Genomic DNA, 22,781 nt, shown 5'->3' with positions numbered 1-22,781 from the left:
AGAAACTAGAAACGTGAAGACAACAAGGCCCGGATTGTACCGGGCCTTGGCAAAAACATCAGCCTTGCGCCTAACTCTCGATCAGGTTCTCCCGCGCCTCGTACGCCAGGCGTACCGGGGCGAACGAGCGGCGGTGAATCGGCGTTGGACCCAGGCGGGCCAGCGCTTCCAGATGAACGGGCGTCGGGTAGCCTTTGTGGCCGCCGATGCCGTAACCCGGGTAAATCAGTTCGAACGCCGCCATCTCGCGGTCGCGGCTGACCTTGGCCAGAATCGATGCCGCGGCGATGGCCGGAACCTTGCCGTCGCCCTGCACCACGGCTTCGGCGCGCATGGACAATTTCGGGCAGCGGTTACCATCGATCATCGCCAGTTTCGGCTGAATGTGCAGGCCTTCGATGGCGCGCTGCATGGCCAGCATGGTGGCGTGAAGGATGTTCAGCTCGTCGATTTCTTCGACTTCGGCGCGGGCGATGCACCAGCTCAGGGCTTTTTCGCAGATTTCGTCGTAGAGCTTTTCGCGACGGGCTTCGGTGAGCTTCTTCGAGTCGTTCAGACCGAGGATCGGACGGCTCGGATCGAGAATCACAGCCGCCGTCACGACCGCGCCACAGAGCGGGCCGCGTCCGACTTCGTCAACACCGGCAACCAATTCTTCGACTTCAGCGACCAAGGTGAAATCCAGCCCCATCTGCATGCTTGTTTTACTCATTGTACTTGCCCGATCAGATTCAGCACTGCATCCGCAGCCTGGTTGGAGGCATCCAGACGCAAGGTCCGGTGAATTTCGTCAAAGCCGCGGGTCTGTTCCTGGCCATCCTCGATCAGCGGCGACAAGGTCTGGGCCAGGGCCTCGACGGTTGCGTCGTCCTGCAGCAATTCCGGCACCAGCAAGCGCTGGGCCAGCAGGTTCGGCAAGGACACGTAGGGGCTTTTCACCATGCGCTTGAGGATCCAGAACGTCAGCGGCGCCAGGCGATAAGCGACCACCATCGGCCGCTTGTACAGCAGCGCCTCAAGGGTCGCCGTTCCGGAGGCAATCAGCACCGCGTCGCAGGCCGCCAGGGCCAGATGGGAGTTGCCATCGAGCAAGGTCAGCGGCAGATCGCGACCGGCCAGCATCTCCTCAAGCTGCTTGCGGCGCTCGGGGCTGGCACAAGGCAGGACGAACCGCACGCCGGGGCGCAAGGCCCGCAGGCGCTGGGCGGTATCGAGGAACAACGCACCGAGACGGCCGACTTCGCCGCCACGGCTGCCCGGCATCAGCGCCACCAGCGGCCCGTCAGGCAAGCCGAGTTCGGCCCGAGCGGCGGCGCGATCGGCTTCAAGCGGGATCGCATCGGCCAGGGAGTGCCCGACAAACCGCACCGGCACGCCCTTTTCTTCATAGAATTTGGCTTCGAACGGGAACAGCGTCAGCATCAGGTCGCAGCCTTCGCGAATCTTCAGCACCCGCTTCTGCCGCCAGGCCCAGACCGACGGGCTGACGTAATGCACGGTCTTGATCCCGGCCTGACGCAGCTTGAGTTCGATAGTGAGGTTGAAGTCCGGGGCATCGATACCGATGAACACGTCCGGCTTCGCAGCGATCAGGTCGGCTATCAGCTGCTTGCGCCGTTTCAGTAACTCGCGCAAGCGGCCCAGCACTTCGACCAGGCCCATGACAGACAGACGTTCCATGGGGAACATGGAGGTCAGGCCCTGAGCCTGCATCAGCGGACCGCCGACACCGATGAACTCGACCTCAGGATGGCGAGCCTTGAGCGCGCGCATGAGACCCGCGCCCAGAATGTCACCGGAAGCCTCTCCCGCCACCAGCGCAATACGCAAATTAGCCATGATTAACGAGTGATGCCGCGGGTCGAAGACTGGATGGAATCACGGAACACCGCGACTTCCGGAAACTCAGCCGACGGTTCGGCCAGTTCAGCGAGTGCCTGTTCGACCGTCAGGCCCTGGCGATAAACCACCTTGTAGGCACGACGCAGGGCGTGGATCGCGTCTTCGCTGAAACCGCGACGGCGCATACCTTCGAAGTTCATGCTGCGAGCTTCGGCCGGGTTGCCAAACACTGTGACGTACGCTGGAACGTCCTTGCCAATGGCAGTACCCATACCGGAAAAGCTGTGGGCGCCAATATGGCAATACTGGTGGACCAGGGTGAAACCGGACAGGATCGCCCAGTCTTCAACGTGCACATGGCCCGCCAACGCAGTGTTGTTCACCAGGATGCAGTGGTTGCCGATGACGCTGTCGTGGCCGATGTGGGCATAGGCCATGATCAGGTTGTGATCGCCCAGGGTCGTTTCCGAACGGTCCTGAACGGTCCCACGGTGAATCGTCACGCCTTCACGGATGACGTTGTGGTCACCAATGACCAGACGGGTTTCTTCACCCTTGTATTTCAGATCGGGCGTGTCCTCGCCTACCGAAGAAAACTGGTAGATGCGGTTGTGCTTACCGATACGGGTCGGGCCTTTGAGAATCACGTGCGGCCCGATCACTGTTCCCTCGCCGATTTCCACACCTGCGCCGATGATCGACCAAGGGCCGACCTCGACGTCGTCGGCCAAAATGGCCGTCGGATCGATGATTGCGCGAGGGTCAATCAAACTCATAGTTTGCGTTCCGCGCAGATGATCTCAGCGGAGCAGACTGGTTTGCCATCGACCGAGGCCTGGCACTCGAACTTCCAGATCTGGCGCTTGCAGCTGATGAAACGGGCTTCGAGGATCAACTGATCGCCAGGGGTGACCGGCTGGCGAAAGCGCAGCTTGTCGGAACCGACGAAGTAGTAAAGCGTGCCGTCGGCCGGCTTCACGTCGAGCATTTTGAAGCCAAGGATACCGGCAGCCTGAGCCATCGCCTCGATGATCAACACGCCCGGCATGATTGGATGCGCTGGGAAGTGACCATTGAAGAACGGTTCGTTGATGCTGACATTCTTGTAGGCGCGAATGCGCTTGCCTTCCACATCCAGTTCCACGACTCGGTCCACCAGCAGGAACGGGTAACGGTGGGGCAGGTATTCGCGAATCTCGTTGATGTCCATCATTTCGGGGGGAAGCCTATGTAAAGATTGGGAGGCGCGACTGACGCGCACCCCTCTAGCAAATCAAGGGAGCAGTCTAACGGCTGTGCGCACTTGATATGGAAATGGTATCAGCCATCTGATGAAGCATTACCGTCAGGGGTCACTTCCCCTACACGCTTTTCCAGCTGTCGCAGACGTCGCGCGATGTCATCGAGCTGACGGATGCGTGCCGCGCTTTTGCGCCACTCGGCAGCCGGTTGCATGGCTGTACCGGAAGAATAGGAACCCGGCTCGGTAATCGAGTGAGTCACCATGGTCATCCCGGTGATGAAAACCTTGTCGCAAATTTCGATGTGCCCCACCAGCCCTACGCCACCGGCAAGCATGCAATGCTTGCCGATTTTGGTGCTGCCGGAAATCCCCACGCACGCTGCCATGGCGGTGTGATCACCGACCTGGACGTTGTGGGCAATCTGAATCTGATTGTCGAGCTTAACGCCATTCCCCAGGATCGTGTCGGCCAGTGCTCCGCGGTCGATGGCGGTATTCACGCCAATCTCTACGTCGTCACCGACCAGGACACCACCGATCTGGGCGATTTTCTGCCAGATACCCTTCTCGTTGGCGAAACCGAAACCTTCGCCACCCAGTACGGCACCCGACTGAATCACCACCCGTTTGCCGATGCGAACGTCGTGGTAGAGCGTTACGCGAGGGGCCAGCCAGCCGCCCTCGCCAATCTCGCAGCGGGCACCGATGTAACAGTGCGCGCCAACGGTCACACCCGCAGCAATTCGCGCAGCGCTTTCGATGACCGCAAAGGCGCCAATGCTTGCCGCCGGATCAACCACTGCGTCCTCTGCCACCACCGCTGTCGGATGAATACCGGCAGCCGCCTTGGGTTTGGGATCGAACAGATGGGAAACCCGTGCATAGGCCAGATACGGATCAGGCACCACCAGCGCATTACCGGTAAAACCTTCGGCGTCAGCCGCCTTCAGCAACAGGGCTGCGGCATGGCTGTCAGCCAGGTATTTACGGTATTGAGGGTTTGCCAGAAAGCTCAACTGAGCTGGGCCAGCCTCTTGCAAAGTGGCTAGCCCAGTAATTTCTTTCTCCGGGTCGCCACGCAGGGTGGCGCCGAGGAACTCGGCCAATTGGCCGAGCTTTATAGTCGCTGTCATATTACTTCAGCTGATTCATGCGCTCGATAACCTGGCGAGTGATGTCGTATTGAGGCTTGACATCAATCACTGCGCCACGCTCGAAGACCAGGTCAAAAGCACCTTTCTTGATGACTTCTTCCACAGCGCTGTCCAGTTTCGGCTTGAGCTGCTTCAGCATTTCACGGTCAGCAACGGCTTTGGCTTCGTTCAGCTCCTTGGACTGGAACTGGAAGTCGCGGGCCTTTTGCTTGAATTCAAGTTCGAGGCGTTCACGCTCGCCTTGCTGCATCTTGTCGCCACCGGCCATCAGACGATCCTGGATACCCTTGGCGCTGCTTTCCAGAGTCTTGAGCTTGCTCAGCTGAGGACCGAACTTCTTCTCGGCATCCACGGCGTATTTCTTGGCCGCGTCGGACTCCAGCAGGGCCATCTGATAGTTCAGGACGGCGATTTTCATGTCGGCAAAAGCCGGACCTGCTACCAGTACGGTCGCCAGGAGAACCAATTGAGTCAACTTACGCACGATGCACTCCTACAAATTCATTGTCGTTATCTTGGGTCAGACGCTTAGAACGTCTGGCCGAGGGAGAATTGGAACACTTGAGTCTCAGCGTCATCCGGTTTCTTGACCGGCATGGCCAAGGCGAAACTCAGAGGACCCAGTGCGGTGACCCAGGTCACACCCACACCGACGGAACTTGCCATGTTGCTCAGGCTAATGTCGTTGCACTTCGTTTCGGAAGTCGAACCGACATTGGCGTTGGTCGTTTTGTCGCACTTGGAGTCGAATACGTTACCCACATCCCAGAATACCGAGGTACGCAGGGAGCGCTGATCTTTGACAAATGGCAGCGGGAACAGGACTTCAACACCGCCCTGGATCAGGACGTTACCACCGAACGGCAGCGGATCCTGGTCCGGGTCGGCCTGAGTACCGGCGTTACCCGTTACAGCCTGACCACGACTCGGGGTACTGCGCGGCCCCAAGGTACTGTCCTTGAAGCCACGAACCGAGTTGAAACCACCAGCATAGTAGTTTTCATAGAACGGCAAGCCATCGGTCGAACCATAACCGTCGCCATAACCCAATTCGGTATGCAGGCGCATGGTGTAGTTCTCGCTCAACGGCTGGAACAACTGGCCACGGTAGTCGAGTTTGAAGAACGACAGGTCACTGCCAGGTGTCGTGGTTTCCAGCACCAGGCTCTGCGAATGGCCACGAGTCGCCAGTACGCCCTTGTTCAGGGTGGACTCGGACCAACCGGCCGAGGCCTTGAAGTTCAGGTACTTGTCGCCTTCCTTGTTAACGAAGTCGAAAATTTCGTCAACGGTGTAGACGCCCGTCTTGATGGTGTCTTGTTGCGCAGTCAGGCCGAAGGTCAGACGCGAAGTCTCGCTGATCGGGTAGCCGACGCTCACGCCTGCACCCAGGCTGTCTACGGCATAGCTGGCCACGTCGACGTCGAGGTCTTTGTAGTCAGTGGTGCGGTAGAACGCGTTGTAGCCCAGGCTCACGCCATCAGCAGTCCAGTACGGGTCGACATAACCGAAGTTATAGCGGCTCTGGTATTCACTGCGGGTCAAGCCGATGCTGACCTTGTTACCTGTACCCAGGAAGTTGTTCTGGGTGATCGAACCACCGAGGATCAAACCGGCGCTCTGGGCGAAACCGACGCTGGCGGTAATCGAACCGGAAGCCTGTTCTTCAACGGCGTAGTTCACGTCAACCTGGTCATCGACGCCCGGCACGGCCGGCGTTTCGACGTTGACTTCCTTGAAGAAGCCCAGGCGTTCAAGACGCGTCTTGGATTGGTCGATCAGGTAGGTCGAAGCCCAGCCGCCTTCCATCTGACGCATTTCACGACGCAGCACTTCGTCTTCGGACTTGGTGTTGCCACGGAAGTTGATGCGGTTGACGTAGGCACGCTTGCCCGGATCGACGGCGAAAGTGATGTCTACCGTGTGGTCTTCATCGTGTGGCTGAGGCACGCCGTTGACGTTGGCGAAGGTGTAGCCCTCGTTACCCAGGCGGCGGGTGATCAGTTCGGACGTGGTGGTCATCAGCTTGCGCGAGAACACCTGGCCTTTCTGAACCAGCAGCAGGGACTTGACCTGGTCTTCAGGGACTTTCAGGTCGCCACTGAGCTTGACGTCACGAACGGTGTATTTCTCGCCTTCGTTGACGTTGACGGTGATATAGACGTGCTTCTTGTCCGGGGTGATAGACACCTGGGTCGAAGCGATATCCATGTTGATATAGCCGCGGTCCAGGTAATAGGAACGCAGACGCTCCAGGTCACCGGAGAGTTTTTCACGGGCGTACTTGTCATCGTTCTTGAAGAACGACAACCAGTTGGTGGTCTTGAGTTCGAACAGGTCGATCAGGTCTTCGTCAGGGAAGACCGTGTTACCCACCACGTTGATGTGCTGGATAGCCGCGACGGTGCCTTCGTTGATGTTGACCTTCAGCCCTACGCGGTTACGCGGCTGCGGCACCACTTCGGTGTCGACGGTGGCCGAGTAGCGACCCTGAGCGACGTATTGGCGCTGCAGCTCGTTACGCACACCTTCGAGGGTGGCACGCTGGAAGATCTCGCCTTCGGCCAGGCCGGATTGTTTGAGACCCTTCATCAGGTCTTCAGTGGAGATGGCCTTGTTGCCCTCGATCTCGATACTGGCGACCGACGGGCGCTCGACTACAGTAATGACCAGGACGTTGCCATCGCGGCCCAGCTGGATATCTTGAAAGAAACCGGTTTTGAACAACGCACGAGTGGATTCCACCAGGCGACGATCATCCGCCTGTTCACCGACGTTCAACGGCAAAGCACCAAAGACGCTACCCGCGGAGACCCGCTGGAGGCCATTGACGCGAATATCAGAGATAGTGAAGGACTCGGCGTGAACTTCGGCGATCATCAATACGGTGAGAACCGCAGTTAGCAGCAGACGTTTCATGAAGTCCTTTCTTATTCCAACTGGCAATAAACAAACTGCCGCAAAATGCGGCAGATTCGCAATATCAGCGAAGTGTTACAGACGGCCCAAATCATTGACCAGAGCAAGCAACATCACCCCGACCACCAAACTGATACCGATCTGTATCCCCCAACCCTGCACCCGATCCGACAAGGGACGACCACGCGCCCACTCAATCAGATAAAACAACAAATGCCCCCCATCCAGTACAGGAATGGGCAACAAATTCAGAACCCCCAGGCTAATACTCAGATAAGCAAGGAAATTCAGGAAATCAGCGACACCCGACTGGGCAGAAGCGCCCGCCACTTTAGCAATGGTTATCGGTCCACTCAAGTTTTTTACCGAGAGCTCACCGAACAACATTTTCTTGAGTGAATCGAGGGTCAGTACGCTCATGGTCCAGGTGCGTCGGGCACCCTCCCCAATCGCTGCGACCGGACCGTAACTGATCTCGCGAATCATCTCTGGTGGCCAATCGACTGCTTTCACCCCAGCCCCCAGATAACCACTGGGTGCCTTCTTCTCGCCGCGAGCGGCCAGCGTCACAGGGACGTCGATTTGAGCACCATCACGCTCGACGCGCAGCATGATTTTGGTATCAGGGTGCATACGGACCGTGTCGACGACCTGCTGCCAGTCATCCAGAGACTGGCCATCAAGCGCCAACAACCGGTCACCGGTCTTCAGGCCAGCAGCCTGGGCCGGGCCTTTTGGATCAAGCTCGGCCAGAACCGGTGGCAGCGCCGGGCGCCAAGGACGGATACCCAGCGAGCGAATCGGATCCGGTTCATCGGCACCCTTGAGCCATTTGTCCAGCGCCAGCTCACGGGGCGAATCAGCAGTGGAGCCTTGCTCGCGGACCAGCAACTGCAGCGAACCGCTCTCCCCGAGACGACGGACCAGTTGCAGATTCACCGCCGCCCAGCCGGAAGTCGGTTCGCCATCGATGGCAATGATTTCCTGACCTGCGCTCAAACCTGCCTTGGCGGCAATACTGCCGGACTCGACGGCGCCGATAACCGGGCGCACCTGCTCGCTGCCAAGCATCGCGAGCACCCAGAAAAAAATCATCGCCAACAAGAAGTTGGCAATCGGGCCAGCGGCAACGATAGCGATACGCTGACGGACGGATTTGCGATTGAACGATTGATCGAGCTGATCAGCCGGCACTTCGCCTTCGCGCTCGTCGAGCATTTTCACGTAGCCGCCCAACGGGATGGCGGCGACGACGAATTCAGTGCCTTGCTTGTCGTGCCAGCGCAGCAACGGCATACCGAAGCCCACGGAGAAACGCAGCACTTTGACCCCACAGCGACGTGCGACCCAGAAATGGCCGAATTCGTGGAAGGTAACCAGCACACCCAAAGCCACCAGGGTGCCGACAATCATATAGAGCGCGCTCATCTACTTTCTCCGCAATCCTATCCGGTGCTGCATGGGCCAACGTATTGCAGCACTTACCGACCGTGACGACTCAACCATTGCCCGGCCAGTTCTCGCGCTTTCGCGTCGGCCGTAAACACTGCCTCGAGATCATCCACCGCAACCACAGGCTCGAGATTCAACACTTCTTCGATGATACTCGCGATTTGGGGGTAGCGAACCCGCCCGTCGAGAAACGCAGCAACCGCCACTTCATTCGCCGCATTGAGCATGGCCGGCGCGCTATTGCCGGCCTCGGCGGCCTGACGCGCGAGGCGCAGGCAAGGGAATCGCTCTTCATCGGGCGCCTGGAAATCCAGGCGCGCGATGGCAAACAGGTCCAGCGGCGGGACGCCCGAATCGATGCGCTCTGGCCAGGCCAGGGCATTGGCGATCGGTGTGCGCATGTCCGGGTTACCCAACTGGGCCAGCACCGAACCATCGATATAGTCGACCAGCGAATGAATCACGCTTTGCGGATGAATGACCCCTTCAACCTGGGACGGCTTGGCATCGAACAGCCAGCAGGCTTCGATCAACTCCAGCCCTTTGTTCATCATGCTGGCCGAATCGACCGAAATCTTGCGACCCATCGACCAGTTCGGATGAGCACACGCCTGGTCAGGGGTAACATGCGCCAGCTCAGCCATCGGCGTCTGTCGGAACGGACCGCCAGAGGCTGTGAGTAAAATCCGACGCACACCCACCGCACCCAGACCCCGGGCGAAATCCTGCGGCATGCACTGGAAGATCGCATTGTGTTCGCTGTCGATCGGCAGCAACACCGACCCGCTTTTACGCACGGCCTGCATGAACAACGCACCGGACATCACCAGCGCTTCTTTATTGGCCAAGAGGATTTTCTTGCCGGTTTCGACCGCCGCCAGGGTCGGACGCAGGCCCGCCGCGCCGACGATAGCCGCCATGACCGCGTCAACCTCAGGGTCGGAAGCTACCTGACACAGGCCCTCCTCCCCCACCAGCACACGCGTCGACAGACCTGCGGCACGCAAGTCATCCTGCAAGCCCCGAGCCGCGCTGGCCTCAGGCACGACCGCAAACTGCGGCGTATGGCGCACGCACAGCGCCAACAACTCACGCAGACGAGTGAAACCGCTCAAGGCATAAACCTGATAGCGATCGGGATGGCGAGCGATGACATCCAGGGTGCTCAGGCCGATCGAGCCCGTCGCCCCCAGCACGGTAATCTGCTGTGGGCGGCTCACGGTGCAGCCATCCACAGCAGCACGGCAAACACCGGAATCGCCGCGGTCAGGCTGTCGATACGGTCCAGTACGCCACCGTGACCCGGCAGCAGATTACTGCTGTCCTTGATCCCGGACTGACGCTTGAACATGCTTTCGGTGAGATCACCCACGACCGAGATGAACACGATGACCGCTGCGCCAACCAGGCCCATCAGCACCTGGGTAAAGCTCCAGTCGCGCACCAGACCGACGATCGCCGTGATCACCAGGCTCAGCAGCACCCCGCCATAAACGCCTTCCCAGCTCTTCCCCGGGCTGACGTGCGGCGCCAGCTTGCGCTTGCCAAAGGCCCGTCCGGAAAAGTACGCGCCGATATCGGCGCCCCAGACCAGCACCATTACCGCCATGATCAGCCAGTTGCCCAAGGGCTCCTGCTTGATCTGGATCAGACCTTGCCAGGCCGGCAACAGAATCAGCAGACCGATAACCAGCTTGCAGGCGGCGCTGGCCCAATGTTCGCTGGAGCGCGGGTAGGTCAGCACCAGATACGTCGCAACACCCCACCAGAGCACCGACGCCCCCAACACCCAAGGCGCAAGCCCCGGCAGGATATGCATGACAAACAGCATCAACGCGACCACAGCCGCATAGGCAACTCGGATCGGCTGTTCGGTGAAGCCCGCCAGACGAGCCCATTCCCAGGCACCGAGGGTTACGACCAGCCCGATGAACAGCGCAAAACCGGAGCCTTCGAGCAGGAAAAACCCGCACAGGGCAATCGGCAGCAGGATCAGCGCGGTGATGATTCGTTGTTTAAGCATTAAACCCGGGCTCCAGCCTCGACCTGCTCGCTCGTTTTACCGAAGCGGCGCTGGCGAGAAGCGAAATCGGCCAGCGCGTTACGCATGGCATCGTGTTTGAAGTCCGGCCAGAACAGGTCGGAGAAGTACAACTCGGCGTAAGCCAGTTGCCACAGCAGGAAGTTACTGATGCGATGTTCGCCACCCGTACGGATGCACAAGTCCGGCAACGGCAGATCGCCGGTGGCCAGACAGGTTTGCAGCAGCTCCGGGGTGATGTCTTCCGGACGCAAATGCCCGGCCTGAACTTCCCGCGCCAGACGCTGCGCGGCTTGCGCGATGTCCCACTGACCGCCGTAGTTGGCGGCGATCTGCAGGATGAAGCGATTGGCGCCCACGGTCATTGCCTCGGCTTCGCGCATGGCGGCCTGAAGCTCTGGATGAAAGCGCGAACGGTCGCCAATGATACGCAAACTGATGTTGTTGTCGTTGAGGCGCTTGGCCTCGCGACGCAATGCCTTGAAGAATAGATCCATCAAGGCACTGACCTCATCGGCCGGGCGCTGCCAGTTCTCGCTGGAGAAGGCGAACAGGGTCAATACTTCGACCTTGGCCTCCGCACACACCTCGATCACCGCACGAACTGCATCCACACCCGCTTTATGCCCGGCGACACCCGGCATAAAGCGTTTTTTCGCCCAGCGATTATTACCATCCATGATGATCGCGACATGGCGCGGCACCGCGGACGGTGCAGTCTGCTTAGTCTTATCCATTAAAACGTGACCCTTATACGGCCATCAGGTCTTTTTCTTTCTGTGCCAAATTCGCGTCGATTTCAGCCACGTACTTTTTGGTCAGATCGTCAATTTCGCCAGTCGCGCGACGCTCTTCGTCTTCGCTGATTTCTTTTTCCTTGACCAGATCCTTGAGCTGGCTGTTCGCATCACGACGGATGTTGCGCACCGCAACACGGGCATCTTCCGCGACATCGCGAGCCTGCTTGGTGAAGCCCTTGCGGGTCTCTTCGGTCAGGGCCGGCATGGAGATCAGCAGCAACTCACCCAGGTTGGTCGGGTTGAGGTTCAGACCCGCGCTACCGATGGCTTTGTCGACAGCACCGAGCATGTTGCGCTCAAAGGCAACGACTTGCAGGGTACGGGCGTCTTTGACGGTGATGTTCGCCACCTGCTTGATCGGAGTGTCGGAACCGTAATACGGCACCATTACGCCTTCGAGAATGCTTGGGTGCGCCTGGCCGGTACGAATACGGCCGAAGTTGTGCGCCAGCGATTCCACGGATTTCTTCATGCGCTCTTGAGCGTCTTTCTTGATTTCGTTGATCATTGTTGGCCTTCCTCGATCAGGGTTCCTTCAGCGCCGCCATGTACGATATTCAGCAGGGCGCCGGGCTTGTTCATGTTAAAGACGCGCAACGGCATCTTGTGGTCGCGGCACAGACAAATGGCCGTCAGATCCATCACGCCCAGCTTGCGATCCAGCACTTCATCGTAAGTCAGATGATCGAACTTCTCGGCATGCGGGTCTTTGAATGGGTCAGCGGTGTAGACGCCATCGACCTTGGTCGCCTTGAGCACGACATCGGCATCGATTTCGATTGCACGCAGGCAGGCTGCCGAATCCGTGGTGAAGAACGGATTGCCGGTGCCGGCCGCGAAAATCACGACTTCCTTGGCGTTCAGGTGGCGCATGGCTTTGCGGCGATCATAGTGATCGGTCACGCCAACCATGGAAATGGCCGACATCACGATGGCCGAGATATTGGCACGTTCCAATGCGTCGCGCATGGCCAAGGCGTTCATCACAGTGGCCAGCATGCCCATGTGGTCGCCAGTAACCCGATCCATACCGGCCGCACTCAGCGCCGCACCGCGGAACAGGTTGCCGCCGCCGATCACCAGACCGACCTGGACGCCAATGCCGACCAGCTGGCCAACTTCGAGCGCCATGCGATCCAGCACCTTCGGATCGATCCCGAACTCTTCAGACCCCATCAGGGCCTCGCCGCTAAGCTTGAGTAGAATGCGTTTATAGCGAGCCTGATAACCACTGCCCTGCTGAGCCATTGCGAATCTCTCCTGCGGCGTATTTAAAAATTCTTTGCGAGCTGTTTACAGCTGGCGTTCACTCTAGCTTGGCGCTGCTTCAGCGCCATCGGAACATGGCTTTGTAAGCCAGTTCCAAACGGAAACCAATTAAAAGTTGGTATCCCATCTGAAAAGAGGCTGCGCGCGTAAGCGGGCAGCCTCTTCAGGGCGACAGTTATAAAACCGTCTTATTGCTTGGCGGCAGCCAGCTGGGCAGCAACTTCTTCAGCGAAGTTGTCGACCGGCTTCTCGATGCCTTCGCCTACTTTGAAGTAGGTGAAGGAAACGATTTCAGCACCGGCTTTCTTGGCCAGCTCGCCGACCTTGATTTCAGGGTTCTTGACGAACGCCTGCTCAACCAGGCTGGCTTCGGCCAGGAACTTGCTGATACGGCCTTTGACCATGTTTTCAACGATGTTTTCCGGCTTGCCGGCGATCTTGTCAGCGTTGAGAGTCAGGAATACGCCCTTCTCACGCTCAACCGCTTCAGCGGAAACTTCCGATGGCAGCAGGAATTCAGGGTTGGTCGCCGCTACGTGCATAGCGATGTCCTTGGCCAATTCAACAGTGCCGCCTTTCAGGACAACTGCAACACCGATCTTGTTGCCGTGCAGGTAACCACCAACAACGTCACCTTCAACGCGTGCCAGACGACGGATGTTGACGTTTTCGCCAACCTTGCCGACCAGTACCAGGCGATCAGCTTCTTGAGCTTCGATCAGCGGAGCCACTTCAGTCAGCTTGTCAGCGAACGCTTTTTCAACGCTTGCAGCAACAAATGCCTTGAAGTCGTCCTGCAGAGCCAGGAAGTCGGTTTGCGAGTTCACTTCCAGCAAAACGGCGGATTTGCCGTCTTCTTTCAGAGCGATAGCGCCTTCAGCGGCAACGTTGCCTGCTTTCTTGGCAGCCTTGATGGCGCCCGAAGCACGCATGTCATCAATGGCTTTTTCGATGTCGCCGCCAGCCTTGGTCAAGGCTTTCTTGCAGTCCATCATGCCTTCGCCGGTACGCTCGCGCAGTTCTTTGACCAACGCTGCAGTAATCTCTGCCATTTCAAAAATCCTCTTGGATAGGTTATCAACCATTCCACCCGATCGAACGGGCGTTCAATTCTTCCCGAACCACCCTTGTTAGCCGCTGCACGTTACAAAGGCTGTAGCTGCGCTGCCAACTAATGGTTTTCGAGGTGGCAAAAAGGGGGCCAAGCCCCCTTTTTGCTTACTGAGTCAACGCCAAGGCGTCAATTACTCAGCTGCTGCTACCGGAGCTTCTTCAACGAACTGCTCGGTGCCGCCAGCAACGTGGTTGCGACCGCGGATGACTGCGTCAGCCATCGAACCCATGTACAGCTGGATAGCGCGGATTGCGTCATCGTTGCCTGGGATGATGTAGTCAACGCCTTCCGGGCTGCTGTTGGTATCGACTACGCCGATAACCGGGATGCCCAGCTTGTTGGCTTCGGTGATCGCGATGCGCTCGTGATCAACGTCGATAACGAACAGAGCGTCTGGCAGACCGCCCATGTCCTTGATACCACCCAGGGAACGATCGAGCTTCTCAAGATCGCGAGTGCGCATCAGCGCTTCTTTCTTGGTCAGCTTGGCGAAAGTACCGTCTTCGGCTTGCACTTCAAGGTCACGCAGACGCTTGATGGAAGCACGGATGGTTTTGAAGTTGGTCAGCATGCCGCCCAACCAGCGGTGATCGACGTACGGCGAACCGCAACGTGCTGCTTCTTCAGCAACGATCTTGCCAGCGGAACGCTTGGTGCCGACGAACAGAATCTTGTTTTTGCCCTGGGCCAGGCGCTCTACGAAAGTCAGAGCTTCGTTGAACATTGGCAGGGTTTTTTCAAGGTTGATGATGTGGATCTTGTTACGCGCGCCGAAAATGTATTTACCCATTTTCGGGTTCCAGTAACGGGTTTGGTGACCGAAGTGCACACCGGCCTTCAGCATATCGCGCATGTTGACTTGGGACATGATAGTTCCTTAATAAGTCGGGTTTGGCCTCCACGTATCCCAATGACCAACCAGCAGCATCAGCTGAAGGCACCCAGGTCATCGTGTCGACACGTGTGTGGATTTAGGCTTTTCAGGGGATCCCCGGAAAGCGGCGCATTTTATATCACAGGGCAGGAAAAAACGGAACCCGGATTCTGAAATCCTGGCGAGCGCTTTTGCGCCAGCCCTTGGAATCGGCCCAGAATGCACCATTCTATAGAGAGAAGCGACGCACAGGGACTCAGATTTGCCCTGATCGTCTGGTAGAATCGCGTTTTTAAGGGCCGCGAAGATCGATCGCGCAACGCCCATTTCGTTTTAGAAAGCGCCATCGAGCGCAGAGAGAGCCTGTATGACCGTCACCCTCAAAACCCCAGAGGACATCGCAAAAATGCGGATCGCCGGCAAACTGGCCGCCGATGTGCTGGAAATGATTGCCGAACACGTCAAGCCGGGCATCACCACCGAAGAGCTGGACCGCATCTGCCACGACTATATCGTCAACGAGCAGAAAGCCATCCCTGCCCCGCTCAACTACAAAGGTTTCCCGAAGTCCATCTGCACCTCGATCAACCACGTGGTCTGCCACGGCATCCCGAACGAGAAAGCGCTGAAGGATGGCGACACGCTGAACATCGACGTCACCGTGATCAAGGACGGTTACCACGGCGACACCAGCCGCATGTTCCACGTCGGCACCGTGCCGGTCTGGGCCGAGCGCCTGTCGCAAGTGACCCAGGAATGCATGTACAAGGCCATCGAGATCGTCAAACCCGGCTGCCGCCTGGGCGATATCGGCGAGGTGATCCAGAAGCACGCTGAAAAGAACGGCTTTTCGGTGGTTCGCGAGTTCTGCGGCCACGGCATCGGCAAGGTGTTCCACGAAGAGCCGCAAATCCTGCACTACGGCCGCGCAGGCACCGGCATGGAACTGAAAGCCGGCATGACCTTCACCATCGAGCCGATGATCAACCAGGGCAAGGCCGACACCAAGGTATTGGGCGACGGCTGGACCGCGATCACCAAGGACCGCAAGCTCTCTGCCCAGTGGGAACACACCCTGCTGGTGACCGACACCGGTTACGAGATCTTCACCCTGCGCGCCGATGACACCATCCCACGCGTTTCGGCCTGATCCGACCCGCGCCGCGACCCAGCCTTTATAGACAGGAAAGCCAATCGATGCCGCAGGTGGATCCAGAACTCTTCGATCGAGGCCAGTTCCAGGCTGAACTGGCCCTGAAGGCAAGCCCGATCGCGGCCTTCAAGAAGGCGATTCGCCAGGCCCGCGAGGTGCTCGACGGGCGCTTTCGCAGTGGCCGCGAGATTCGCCGGTTGATCGAGGACCGGGCCTGGTTCGTCGATAACATCCTGCAAAAGGCCTGGGAGCAGTTCGACTGGAGTGAAGACGCCGACATCGCGCTGGTCGCGGTCGGCGGCTACGGTCGCGGTGAGCTGCACCCCTATTCCGATATCGATCTGCTGATCCTGCTGGACAGCGCCGATCACGAAATTTTCCGCGATTCCATCGAGCGTTTCCTGACGCTGTTGTGGGACATCGGCCTGGAAGTCGGCCAGAGCGTTCGCTCGGTGGACGAATGCGCCGTTGAGGCCCGCGCCGACCTGACGGTTGTCACCAACCTGATGGAAAGCCGCACCATCTGCGGCCCCGAGCGCCTGCGCCAGCGCATGCTGGACGTCACCAGCACCGCGCACATGTGGCCGAGCAAGGACTTCTTCCTGGCCAAGCGCGCCGAGCAAAAAGCCCGTCACCACAAGTACAACGACACCGAATACAACCTGGAACCCAACGTCAAAGGTTCGCCCGGCGGCCTGCGCGATATCCAGACGATTCTCTGGGTGGCCCGTCGCGAGTACGGCACCCTGAACCTGCGGGCCCTGGCCGGCGAAGGCTTTTTGGTCGAGAGCGAAAACGCCCTGCTGGCCTCGTCCCAGGAATTCCTGTGGAAGGTGCGTTACGCCCTGCACATGCTCGCCGGCCGCTCCGAAGACCGCCTGCTGTTCGATCACCAACGCACCATCGCCGGGCTGCTGGGCTTCAAGGGCGACGATGCCAAGCAGGCCATCGAAAACTTCATGCAGCAGTATTACCGGGTGGTCATGAGCATTGCCCAGCTCAGCGACCTGATCATCCAGCACTTTGAGGAGCTGATCCTCGCGCCGGCAGACGAAGTACCGCCGCAGCCGATCAACTCGCGGTTCCAGCTGCACGACGGCTATATCGAGGCGCGTAACGACAACGTGTTCCGCCGCACGCCGTTCGCCATGCTCGAAATCTTCGTGCTGATGGCCCAGCAGCCGGAAATCAAAGGCGTGCGCGCCGACACCATTCGTCTGCTGCGTGAGCACCGGCACCTGATCGACGACGACTTCCGCAACGATATTCGCAACACCAGCCTGTTCATCGAGCTGTTCAAGTGCAAGATCGGCATCCATCGCAACCTGCGCCGAATGAACCGCTACGGCATTCTCGGGCGCTATCTGCCGGAGTTCGGCTTCATTGTCGGGCAGATGCAACACGACCTGTTTCACATCTATACGGTCGACGCCCACACCCTGAACCTGATCAAACACCTGCGTAAGTTGCAGTACACGCAAGTGTCGGAAAAATTCCCGTTGGCCAGCAAGCTCATGGCCAAATTGCCCAAACCCGAGCTGATCTACCTCGCCGGGCTGTACCACGACATCGGCAAGGGCCGGCATGGCGATCACTCGGAAATCGGCGCGGTGGATGCCGAAGCCTTTTGCCAGCGCCATCAGTTGCCGGTGTGGGACAGCCGCCTGATCGTCTGGCTGGTGCAGAACCATTTGCTGATGTCGACCACCGCCCAGCGCAAGGACTTGTCCGATCCGCAGGTGATCCACGATTTCGCGCAGATCGTCGGCGATGACACCCACCTCGATTATCTGTACGTGCTGACCGTCGCCGACATCAACGCCACCAACCCGACCCTGTGGAATTCCTGGCGCGCCAGCCTGTTGCGCCAGCTCTACACCGAGACCAAGCGTGCCTTGCGGCGCGGCCTGGAGAACCCGGTGGACCGCGAAGAGCAGATCCGCCAGACCCAGAGCGCTGCCTTGGACATTCTGGTGCGCGGCGGCACCGATCCAGACGACGTCGAGCAGTTGTGGGCGCAATTGGGCGATGACTATTTCCTGCGCCACACCGCCGGCGATGTGGCCTGGCACAGCGACGCGATCCTCCAGCAGCCGGCCGACGGCGGGCCGCTGGTGTTGATCAAGGAAACCACCCAGCGCGAATTCGAGGGCGGCACGCAGATCTTCATCTATGCGCCAGACCAGCACGACTTCTTCGCCGTGACCGTGGCCGCGATGGACCAGCTCAACCTGAACATTCACGACGCCCGGGTCATCACGTCCAGCAGCCAGTTCACCCTCGACACCTACATCGTGCTCGACACGGATGGCGACTCGATTGGCGACAACCCGGCACGGGTCAAACAGATCCGCGAAGGCCTGACTGAAGCGCTGCGCAACCCGGACGATTACCCGACAATCATTCAGCGGCGGGTGCCGCGCCAGCTCAAGCATTTCGCGTTTGCGCCGCAAGTGACGATTCACAACGACGCGCAACGGCCAGTGACGGTGCTGGAACTCAGCGCCCCCGACCGCCCAGGCCTGCTGGCACGCATCGGCACGATCTTCCTCGAGTTCGATCTGTCGCTGCAGAACGCCAAGATTGCGACCCTCGGCGAGCGCGTCGAAGACGTGTTCTTCATCACCGACGCGAACAACCAGCCGTTGTCCGACCCGCTGCTGTGCAGCCGCTTGCAGGATGCGATCGTCGAACAGCTGAGCGTCAGCCAGGAACCCGGGATCGCGCTGTCGCGACTGAGTATATGAACTAACAACGGCCCGCCCTTCTGTAGGAGCGAGCTTGCTCGCGATGGACCTGAGCACAACGCGTTTATCCAGCAAACACGCGTTATCGTTAACGTCCATCGCGAGCGAGCTCGCTCCTACACAGGGGTTAGAGCCGCTCACACACCGAACGAGATCCATCGATGAACAACGCTCTGAACCAGTTGCAGCCCTACCCGTTCGAGAAGCTCCGCGCCCTGCTCGGCAGCGTCACGCCAAACCCGGACAAACGCGCCATCGCGCTGTCCATCGGCGAGCCCAAGCACCGCTCGCCATGCTTCGTCGCCGAAGCCCTGGCCAGCAACCTGGATCAGATGGCCGTGTACCCGACCACCCTCGGCATCCCGGCCCTGCGTGAAGCCATCGCTGCGTGGTGCGAACGTCGTTTCAACGTTCCGAACGGCTGGCTCGACCCGGCGCGCAATGTGCTGCCGGTCAACGGCACCCGCGAGGCACTGTTCGCGTTTACCCAGACCGTGGTTAACCGTGGCGACGATGCACTGGTGGTCAGCCCGAACCCGTTCTATCAGATCTACGAAGGCGCGGCGTTCCTCGCCGGGGCCAAGCCGCACTACCTGCCGTGCCTCGATGAAAACGGCTTCAACCCGGATTTCGATGCCGTGTCGCCAGACATCTGGAAGCGCTGCCAGATCCTGTTCCTGTGCTCGCCAGGCAACCCGACCGGTGCGTTGATCCCGGTCGACACCCTGAAAAAGCTGATCGCCCTGGCCGACGAATACGACTTCGTGATCGCCGCGGACGAGTGCTACAGCGAACTGTACTTCGACGAACAAACCCCGCCAGCCGGCCTGCTCAGCGCCTGCGTGGAACTGGGCCGCAAGGACTTCAAGCGTTGCGTGGTGTTCCACAGCCTGTCCAAGCGCTCCAACTTGCCGGGCCTGCGTTCGGGTTTTGTGGCCGGTGACGCGGACATTCTCAAAGGCTTCCTGCTCTATCGCACCTACCACGGCTGCGCGATGCCGGTTCAAACCCAACTGGCCAGCGTTGCCGCGTGGAATGACGAAGTGCATGTGCGCGCCAACCGTGCGCTGTATCGCGAGAAGTATGACGCAGTGCTGGAGATTCTCAGCCCGGTCATGGATGTGCAGCGCCCGGACGGTGGTTTCTACTTGTGGCCGAATGTTGAAGGTGATGACGAGGCGTTCTGTCGCGATCTGTTCGTTGAAGAACATGTGACCGTGGTGCCGGGTTCTTATCTGTCACGTGAAGTCGACGGTTTCAATCCGGGCGCCGGACGCGTGCGTATGGCTCTTGTGGCTCCGCTGGCGGAATGTGTTGAAGCCGCCAAGCGGATTCACGATTTTATAGTCACTCGCAGTAAATAGTCGTTATTGCACCTGCACCGTGCAACGCGGTGCAGGGCACTTGATACCCAACTTAAAACCTCCATCACACCTAACTACCGCAACAACTTGAATAACCACACAACTGGACAACCTCACGACCTGTAAATACTTTCAAAGTCCATTTAATCACCGGACACTTATAAAACGTGAGCCCACTTACCTATTGCAAAAGCATTGCACCCACCAATCTTCTCGACTCCTATAACGCCGCAATCAGCGAGCGCCCCAGCAATGGCACGCCTGCCAGCGGAGGCAGGAAAAAACGTGGCGTCGGTGATCACACCAAATTCTGGACCCCTGGAAGAACTCTGAAAATCCTGGTCTTCAAATACGACGAGGATTCATTCGAGGCTGTAAAAAATGGCGCGATAAAATGGTTACCTTACATCAGTCTAAACTTCGAGTTCCTGGAAATGGACGAAGAGGATATTTATAACTCAGAGGAATTCCTGGGCGATATCCGGGTTAATTTTCAGCCATCGCTCAACAAAGGCGGAAGCTCAAGAATCGGCACAGATGCACTCACAGGCCACCCTCACGACGCTTCAATGGATCTGGGCACCTACTTTTCCTCGCCGCACTACGAGGGGATGGTCATCCATGAGTTTGGCCACGCGCTAGGCCTGCAACACGAGCACCAACATCCCGATGCCAAGATCCCCTGGGATCGAGAAAAAACATACGACTATTATGCAAGGGCTGCAGGTTTTTCCAGGCAGCAAGTTGACGCCAACGTCTTACCCTTAGAACGTATTCCAAGTCGAACCTATACACCCTACGACAGACACTCAGTCATGCACTATGACGTGCCTGATGAAATCACCATTGGCGACTGGCAACATACTGCAAGCAGGAGCATCAGCGAAGGTGACATCGCGCTTATTAAAAAAGCTTATCCATAACTCCGCCCCCTTGAACACAACACACATGGATATTTTATTCATGAACAACTAATAGCCAGGTAAGTTTGCGCTGCTCGCTTACTTAACCGCCCCCAAGTTAGCTTCACTCAAATCCAGCTCACCCAATACTTCCCGCAACACGTCATCGCCAATCTGGTGATGACGGCTGAGGCTGTACAACTCCAGGCGCTGCGCCCGCAGCGCCTTCAAGCGCAGACGCCGCTCCAGCAAGTCCATCTGAAACGCCAGCGCCTGGGCCTCCGCCGAATCGTTGAACACTTCCAGTTGATGCCGATACTCGGACATGATCCGTGCCTTGAGTTCTACCGCCAGCGCAGCCTGGGCGGCGTCCTGCGGGTTGACCTCCTCGGTTTCGAGCGCATGAATGGCGGCCTCGGCCGTCTTGCGCCAAGCGTCGCGCACTTCATTGCGACGTTTGTCGTCAGGGCTTTTCTCGATGCCCCGCAGCAACATCGGCAACGCAATGCACGCCGCAATCAGTGACAGCAGGATGACTCCGGCAGCGATGAAGATCAGCAAGTCCCGCTCGGGAAATGCATCGCCACCCATCAACAGCGGCACCGACAGTACGCCCGCCAGCGTCACCGCGCCGCGCACGCCACCGACGGTCAGCAGCCAGCATGAACGCGCTGTGGGCACTTGGGTCATCTCGCCTTTGCCGCGCCAGCGCCGCAGCAGAATCGAAAGGCGCCAGGTGCTCTGCACCCAGACAAACCGCAACACCAGCAGCACCAGGAAAATCGCGATCACATCCAGGCAACGATAGAGCAGCGTCGGCCACAAAGAGGTTTCGTGGCTGGCCACGGCTTTGATGATGTCCGGCAACTGCAGGCCCAGCAGCAGGAAGATCAAGCCGTTGAAGGCGAATTCCAGCAACGACCAGACACTGCGATTGAGCAAGCGGGTGTTGGTCTGACGCGGCAGCAGGTCGAGCCAGCTCTGCATCATCCCCGCCGCCACCGCCGACAGAATGCCCGACGCGCCCACTCGCTCGGCCAGCACATAGGCGGCAAACGGCAGCAACAACATGAAGACGACGTGAGTGGCCGGGTCATCCCAGCCACGCGCAATCATCCACGACCGCAGGCGCCCGACCAGCCAGCTCAGCGCCACACCGACGGCCAGGCCGCCGACCGCCACCAACACGAACGTCACGCTGGCGTTGGCCAGCGAGAACGCGCCGGTGACCGCCGCGACCAAGGCAAACTTGAACGTCACCAGGCCCGAGGCGTCGTTCATCAACGCCTCACCCTGGAGCATGTGCATCAAGGGCGTCGGCAAACGATTCTGGGAAATCGCCGAGACCGCCACGGCATCCGTCGGCGACAACACCGCCGCCAGGGCAAAGGCGACCGGCAGCGGAATACTCGGAATCAGCCAATGAATGAAGTATCCGGCGCCGACCACGGTGAACAGCACAAGCCCCACCGCCAACGTCAGGATCGGCCCGCGCAGACGCCACAACTCACGCTTGGGCATGCGCCAGCCATCGGAAAACAGCAGCGGCGGCAGGAATAGGAAGAGGAACAGCTCGGGATCCAGCGCCACATGCAGCCCAAGCGTCGGCCAGGCCAGCAACGCGCCGGCGCTGATTTGCACCAGTGGCAACGGCAACGGAATCACCCGTCCGAGCAGGCGTGAAACGCCAACCAGCATCAACAGGATCAGGACGGTGTAGGCGGTTTGCATAAAAGCGCGGTTCCCAGGCAATCGATAGCATTGAAGTGCCATATTAGCCGCTTAGACTGCGGGCTGACCGTTGTACCAATGTCGCAGCTATCCCTGTGCGAGCCAGCCTGCTGGCGATGGCGGCTGCACATTCGACACTGATGCGGCTGATCCGACGCGATCGCCAGCAGGCTGGC

Annotated in this window: 20 protein-coding genes; 4 read left to right on the top strand and 16 right to left on the bottom strand. The window is 58.9% G+C overall.

The window, feature by feature from the left end; all coding sequences use genetic code 11:
- Nucleotides 1–70 precede the first annotated feature (70 nt).
- The 15 genes from rnhB to rpsB form a co-directional block, all read right to left on the bottom strand.
- Entirely contained in the window at nt 71–697 is a 627-nt protein-coding gene (rnhB, locus tag AEQ67_RS32225; RefSeq protein WP_008154045.1) for a ribonuclease HII, read from the bottom strand.
- Between the two features lie 11 nt (nt 698–708).
- A complete protein-coding gene (lpxB, locus tag AEQ67_RS32220; protein ID WP_059407817.1) occupies nt 709–1,839 on the bottom strand; it encodes a lipid-A-disaccharide synthase in 1,131 nt (376 codons plus the stop codon).
- 2 nt (nt 1,840–1,841) lie between these two features.
- On the bottom strand, nt 1,842–2,618 hold the full coding sequence (lpxA, locus tag AEQ67_RS32215; RefSeq protein WP_059407816.1) for an acyl-ACP--UDP-N-acetylglucosamine O-acyltransferase: 777 nt from the start codon (nt 2,616–2,618) through the stop codon (nt 1,842–1,844).
- Nucleotides 2,615–3,055, bottom strand: a complete 441-nt coding sequence (fabZ, locus tag AEQ67_RS32210) for a 3-hydroxyacyl-ACP dehydratase FabZ (protein ID WP_017336708.1) — start codon at nt 3,053–3,055, stop codon at nt 2,615–2,617. Before fabZ ends, lpxA begins: the two co-directional genes overlap by 4 nt.
- A gap of 107 nt (nt 3,056–3,162) precedes the next feature.
- Nucleotides 3,163–4,218: a UDP-3-O-(3-hydroxymyristoyl)glucosamine N-acyltransferase gene (gene lpxD, locus AEQ67_RS32205; protein ID WP_059407814.1), complete on the bottom strand. Its 1,056-nt coding sequence runs from the start codon at nt 4,216–4,218 to the stop codon at nt 3,163–3,165.
- 1 nt (nt 4,219) lies between these two features.
- Nucleotides 4,220–4,723 carry an OmpH family outer membrane protein gene (locus tag AEQ67_RS32200; protein WP_010462812.1) on the bottom strand — a complete coding sequence of 168 codons (504 nt, stop codon included), beginning with the start codon at nt 4,721–4,723 and terminating at the stop codon, nt 4,220–4,222.
- A gap of 44 nt (nt 4,724–4,767) precedes the next feature.
- On the bottom strand, nt 4,768–7,158 hold the full coding sequence (bamA, locus tag AEQ67_RS32195; protein ID WP_059407812.1) for an outer membrane protein assembly factor BamA: 2,391 nt from the start codon (nt 7,156–7,158) through the stop codon (nt 4,768–4,770).
- A 75-nt stretch (nt 7,159–7,233) separates the two neighbouring features.
- Complete coding sequence (gene rseP, locus AEQ67_RS32190) at nt 7,234–8,586, bottom strand: sigma E protease regulator RseP (protein ID WP_059407810.1); 1,353 nt, start codon at nt 8,584–8,586, stop codon at nt 7,234–7,236.
- A gap of 53 nt (nt 8,587–8,639) precedes the next feature.
- Entirely contained in the window at nt 8,640–9,830 is a 1,191-nt protein-coding gene (ispC, locus tag AEQ67_RS32185; RefSeq protein ID WP_059407808.1) for a 1-deoxy-D-xylulose-5-phosphate reductoisomerase, read from the bottom strand.
- On the bottom strand, nt 9,827–10,633 hold the full coding sequence (locus AEQ67_RS32180) for a phosphatidate cytidylyltransferase (protein WP_059407806.1): 807 nt from the start codon (nt 10,631–10,633) through the stop codon (nt 9,827–9,829). Before AEQ67_RS32180 ends, ispC begins: the two co-directional genes overlap by 4 nt.
- On the bottom strand, nt 10,633–11,388 hold the full coding sequence (uppS, locus tag AEQ67_RS32175) for a polyprenyl diphosphate synthase (protein WP_059407804.1): 756 nt from the start codon (nt 11,386–11,388) through the stop codon (nt 10,633–10,635). The genes AEQ67_RS32180 and uppS overlap by 1 nt, the downstream gene beginning before the upstream one ends.
- A gap of 13 nt (nt 11,389–11,401) precedes the next feature.
- A complete protein-coding gene (gene frr / locus AEQ67_RS32170) occupies nt 11,402–11,959 on the bottom strand; it encodes a ribosome recycling factor (protein ID WP_007907979.1) in 558 nt (185 codons plus the stop codon).
- Nucleotides 11,956–12,699: a UMP kinase gene (gene pyrH, locus AEQ67_RS32165; protein WP_003172271.1), complete on the bottom strand. Its 744-nt coding sequence runs from the start codon at nt 12,697–12,699 to the stop codon at nt 11,956–11,958. Before pyrH ends, frr begins: the two co-directional genes overlap by 4 nt.
- 209 nt (nt 12,700–12,908) lie before the next feature.
- Nucleotides 12,909–13,772 (bottom strand): translation elongation factor Ts, encoded by an 864-nt coding sequence (gene tsf, locus AEQ67_RS32160; protein ID WP_059407802.1) that lies wholly within the window; start codon nt 13,770–13,772, stop codon nt 12,909–12,911.
- Between the two features lie 192 nt (nt 13,773–13,964).
- Nucleotides 13,965–14,702 (bottom strand): 30S ribosomal protein S2, encoded by a 738-nt coding sequence (gene rpsB, locus AEQ67_RS32155; protein WP_003219330.1) that lies wholly within the window; start codon nt 14,700–14,702, stop codon nt 13,965–13,967.
- A gap of 373 nt (nt 14,703–15,075) precedes the next feature.
- Between rpsB and map the strand changes: the two genes are divergently transcribed.
- The 4 genes from map to AEQ67_RS32135 all read left to right on the top strand — a co-directional run bounded on the left by map (nt 15,076) and on the right by AEQ67_RS32135 (nt 20,895).
- Complete coding sequence (map, locus tag AEQ67_RS32150) at nt 15,076–15,858, top strand: type I methionyl aminopeptidase (RefSeq protein ID WP_059407800.1); 783 nt, start codon at nt 15,076–15,078, stop codon at nt 15,856–15,858.
- A 47-nt stretch (nt 15,859–15,905) separates the two neighbouring features.
- A complete protein-coding gene (locus AEQ67_RS32145; protein ID WP_059407798.1) occupies nt 15,906–18,608 on the top strand; it encodes a [protein-PII] uridylyltransferase in 2,703 nt (900 codons plus the stop codon).
- A gap of 161 nt (nt 18,609–18,769) precedes the next feature.
- The gene (gene dapC, locus AEQ67_RS32140; RefSeq protein ID WP_059407796.1) at nt 18,770–19,972 is read left to right on the top strand and encodes a succinyldiaminopimelate transaminase; all 1,203 of its coding nucleotides are present in this window, start codon (nt 18,770–18,772) and stop codon (nt 19,970–19,972) included.
- A 167-nt stretch (nt 19,973–20,139) separates the two neighbouring features.
- Nucleotides 20,140–20,895: a M12 family metallopeptidase gene (locus AEQ67_RS32135; RefSeq protein WP_059407794.1), complete on the top strand. Its 756-nt coding sequence runs from the start codon at nt 20,140–20,142 to the stop codon at nt 20,893–20,895.
- 78 nt (nt 20,896–20,973) lie between these two features.
- Here the strand turns inward: AEQ67_RS32135 and AEQ67_RS32130 are convergent, their stop codons facing one another.
- Complete coding sequence (locus tag AEQ67_RS32130; RefSeq protein ID WP_059407791.1) at nt 20,974–22,605, bottom strand: Na+/H+ antiporter; 1,632 nt, start codon at nt 22,603–22,605, stop codon at nt 20,974–20,976.
- Nucleotides 22,606–22,781: the final 176 nt, after the last annotated feature.

It is taken from the genome of Pseudomonas sp. RIT-PI-q, from assembly GCF_001297125.1.
Taxonomy (GTDB): Bacteria; Pseudomonadota; Gammaproteobacteria; order Pseudomonadales; family Pseudomonadaceae; genus Aquipseudomonas.
The sequence above is the reverse complement of the archived record's forward strand: the minus strand, read 5'-3'. Positions and strand labels throughout refer to the sequence as shown.

Bases quoted from the DNA above. Each gene is read 5' to 3' on its own strand.
- rnhB (WP_008154045.1), bottom strand. From the start codon at position 697: ATGCAGATGGGGCTGGATTTCACCTTGGTCGCTGAAGTCGAAGAATTG.
- lpxB (WP_059407817.1), bottom strand. From the start codon at position 1,839: ATGGCTAATTTGCGTATTGCGCTGGTGGCGGGAGAGGCTTCCGGTGAC.
- lpxA (WP_059407816.1), bottom strand. From the start codon at position 2,618: ATGAGTTTGATTGACCCTCGCGCAATCATCGATCCGACGGCCATTTTG.
- fabZ (WP_017336708.1), bottom strand. From the start codon at position 3,055: ATGATGGACATCAACGAGATTCGCGAATACCTGCCCCACCGTTACCCG.
- lpxD (WP_059407814.1), bottom strand. From the start codon at position 4,218: ATGACAGCGACTATAAAGCTCGGCCAATTGGCCGAGTTCCTCGGCGCC.
- bamA (WP_059407812.1), bottom strand. From the start codon at position 7,158: ATGAAACGTCTGCTGCTAACTGCGGTTCTCACCGTATTGATGATCGCC.
- rseP (WP_059407810.1), bottom strand. From the start codon at position 8,586: ATGAGCGCGCTCTATATGATTGTCGGCACCCTGGTGGCTTTGGGTGTG.
- AEQ67_RS32180 (WP_059407806.1), bottom strand. From the start codon at position 10,633: ATGCTTAAACAACGAATCATCACCGCGCTGATCCTGCTGCCGATTGCC.
- uppS (WP_059407804.1), bottom strand. From the start codon at position 11,388: ATGGATAAGACTAAGCAGACTGCACCGTCCGCGGTGCCGCGCCATGTC.
- frr (WP_007907979.1), bottom strand. From the start codon at position 11,959: ATGATCAACGAAATCAAGAAAGACGCTCAAGAGCGCATGAAGAAATCC.
- pyrH (WP_003172271.1), bottom strand. From the start codon at position 12,699: ATGGCTCAGCAGGGCAGTGGTTATCAGGCTCGCTATAAACGCATTCTA.
- tsf (WP_059407802.1), bottom strand. From the start codon at position 13,772: ATGGCAGAGATTACTGCAGCGTTGGTCAAAGAACTGCGCGAGCGTACC.
- rpsB (WP_003219330.1), bottom strand. From the start codon at position 14,702: ATGTCCCAAGTCAACATGCGCGATATGCTGAAGGCCGGTGTGCACTTC.
- map (WP_059407800.1), top strand. From the start codon at position 15,076: ATGACCGTCACCCTCAAAACCCCAGAGGACATCGCAAAAATGCGGATC.
- AEQ67_RS32145 (WP_059407798.1), top strand. From the start codon at position 15,906: ATGCCGCAGGTGGATCCAGAACTCTTCGATCGAGGCCAGTTCCAGGCT.
- dapC (WP_059407796.1), top strand. From the start codon at position 18,770: ATGAACAACGCTCTGAACCAGTTGCAGCCCTACCCGTTCGAGAAGCTC.
- AEQ67_RS32130 (WP_059407791.1), bottom strand. From the start codon at position 22,605: ATGCAAACCGCCTACACCGTCCTGATCCTGTTGATGCTGGTTGGCGTT.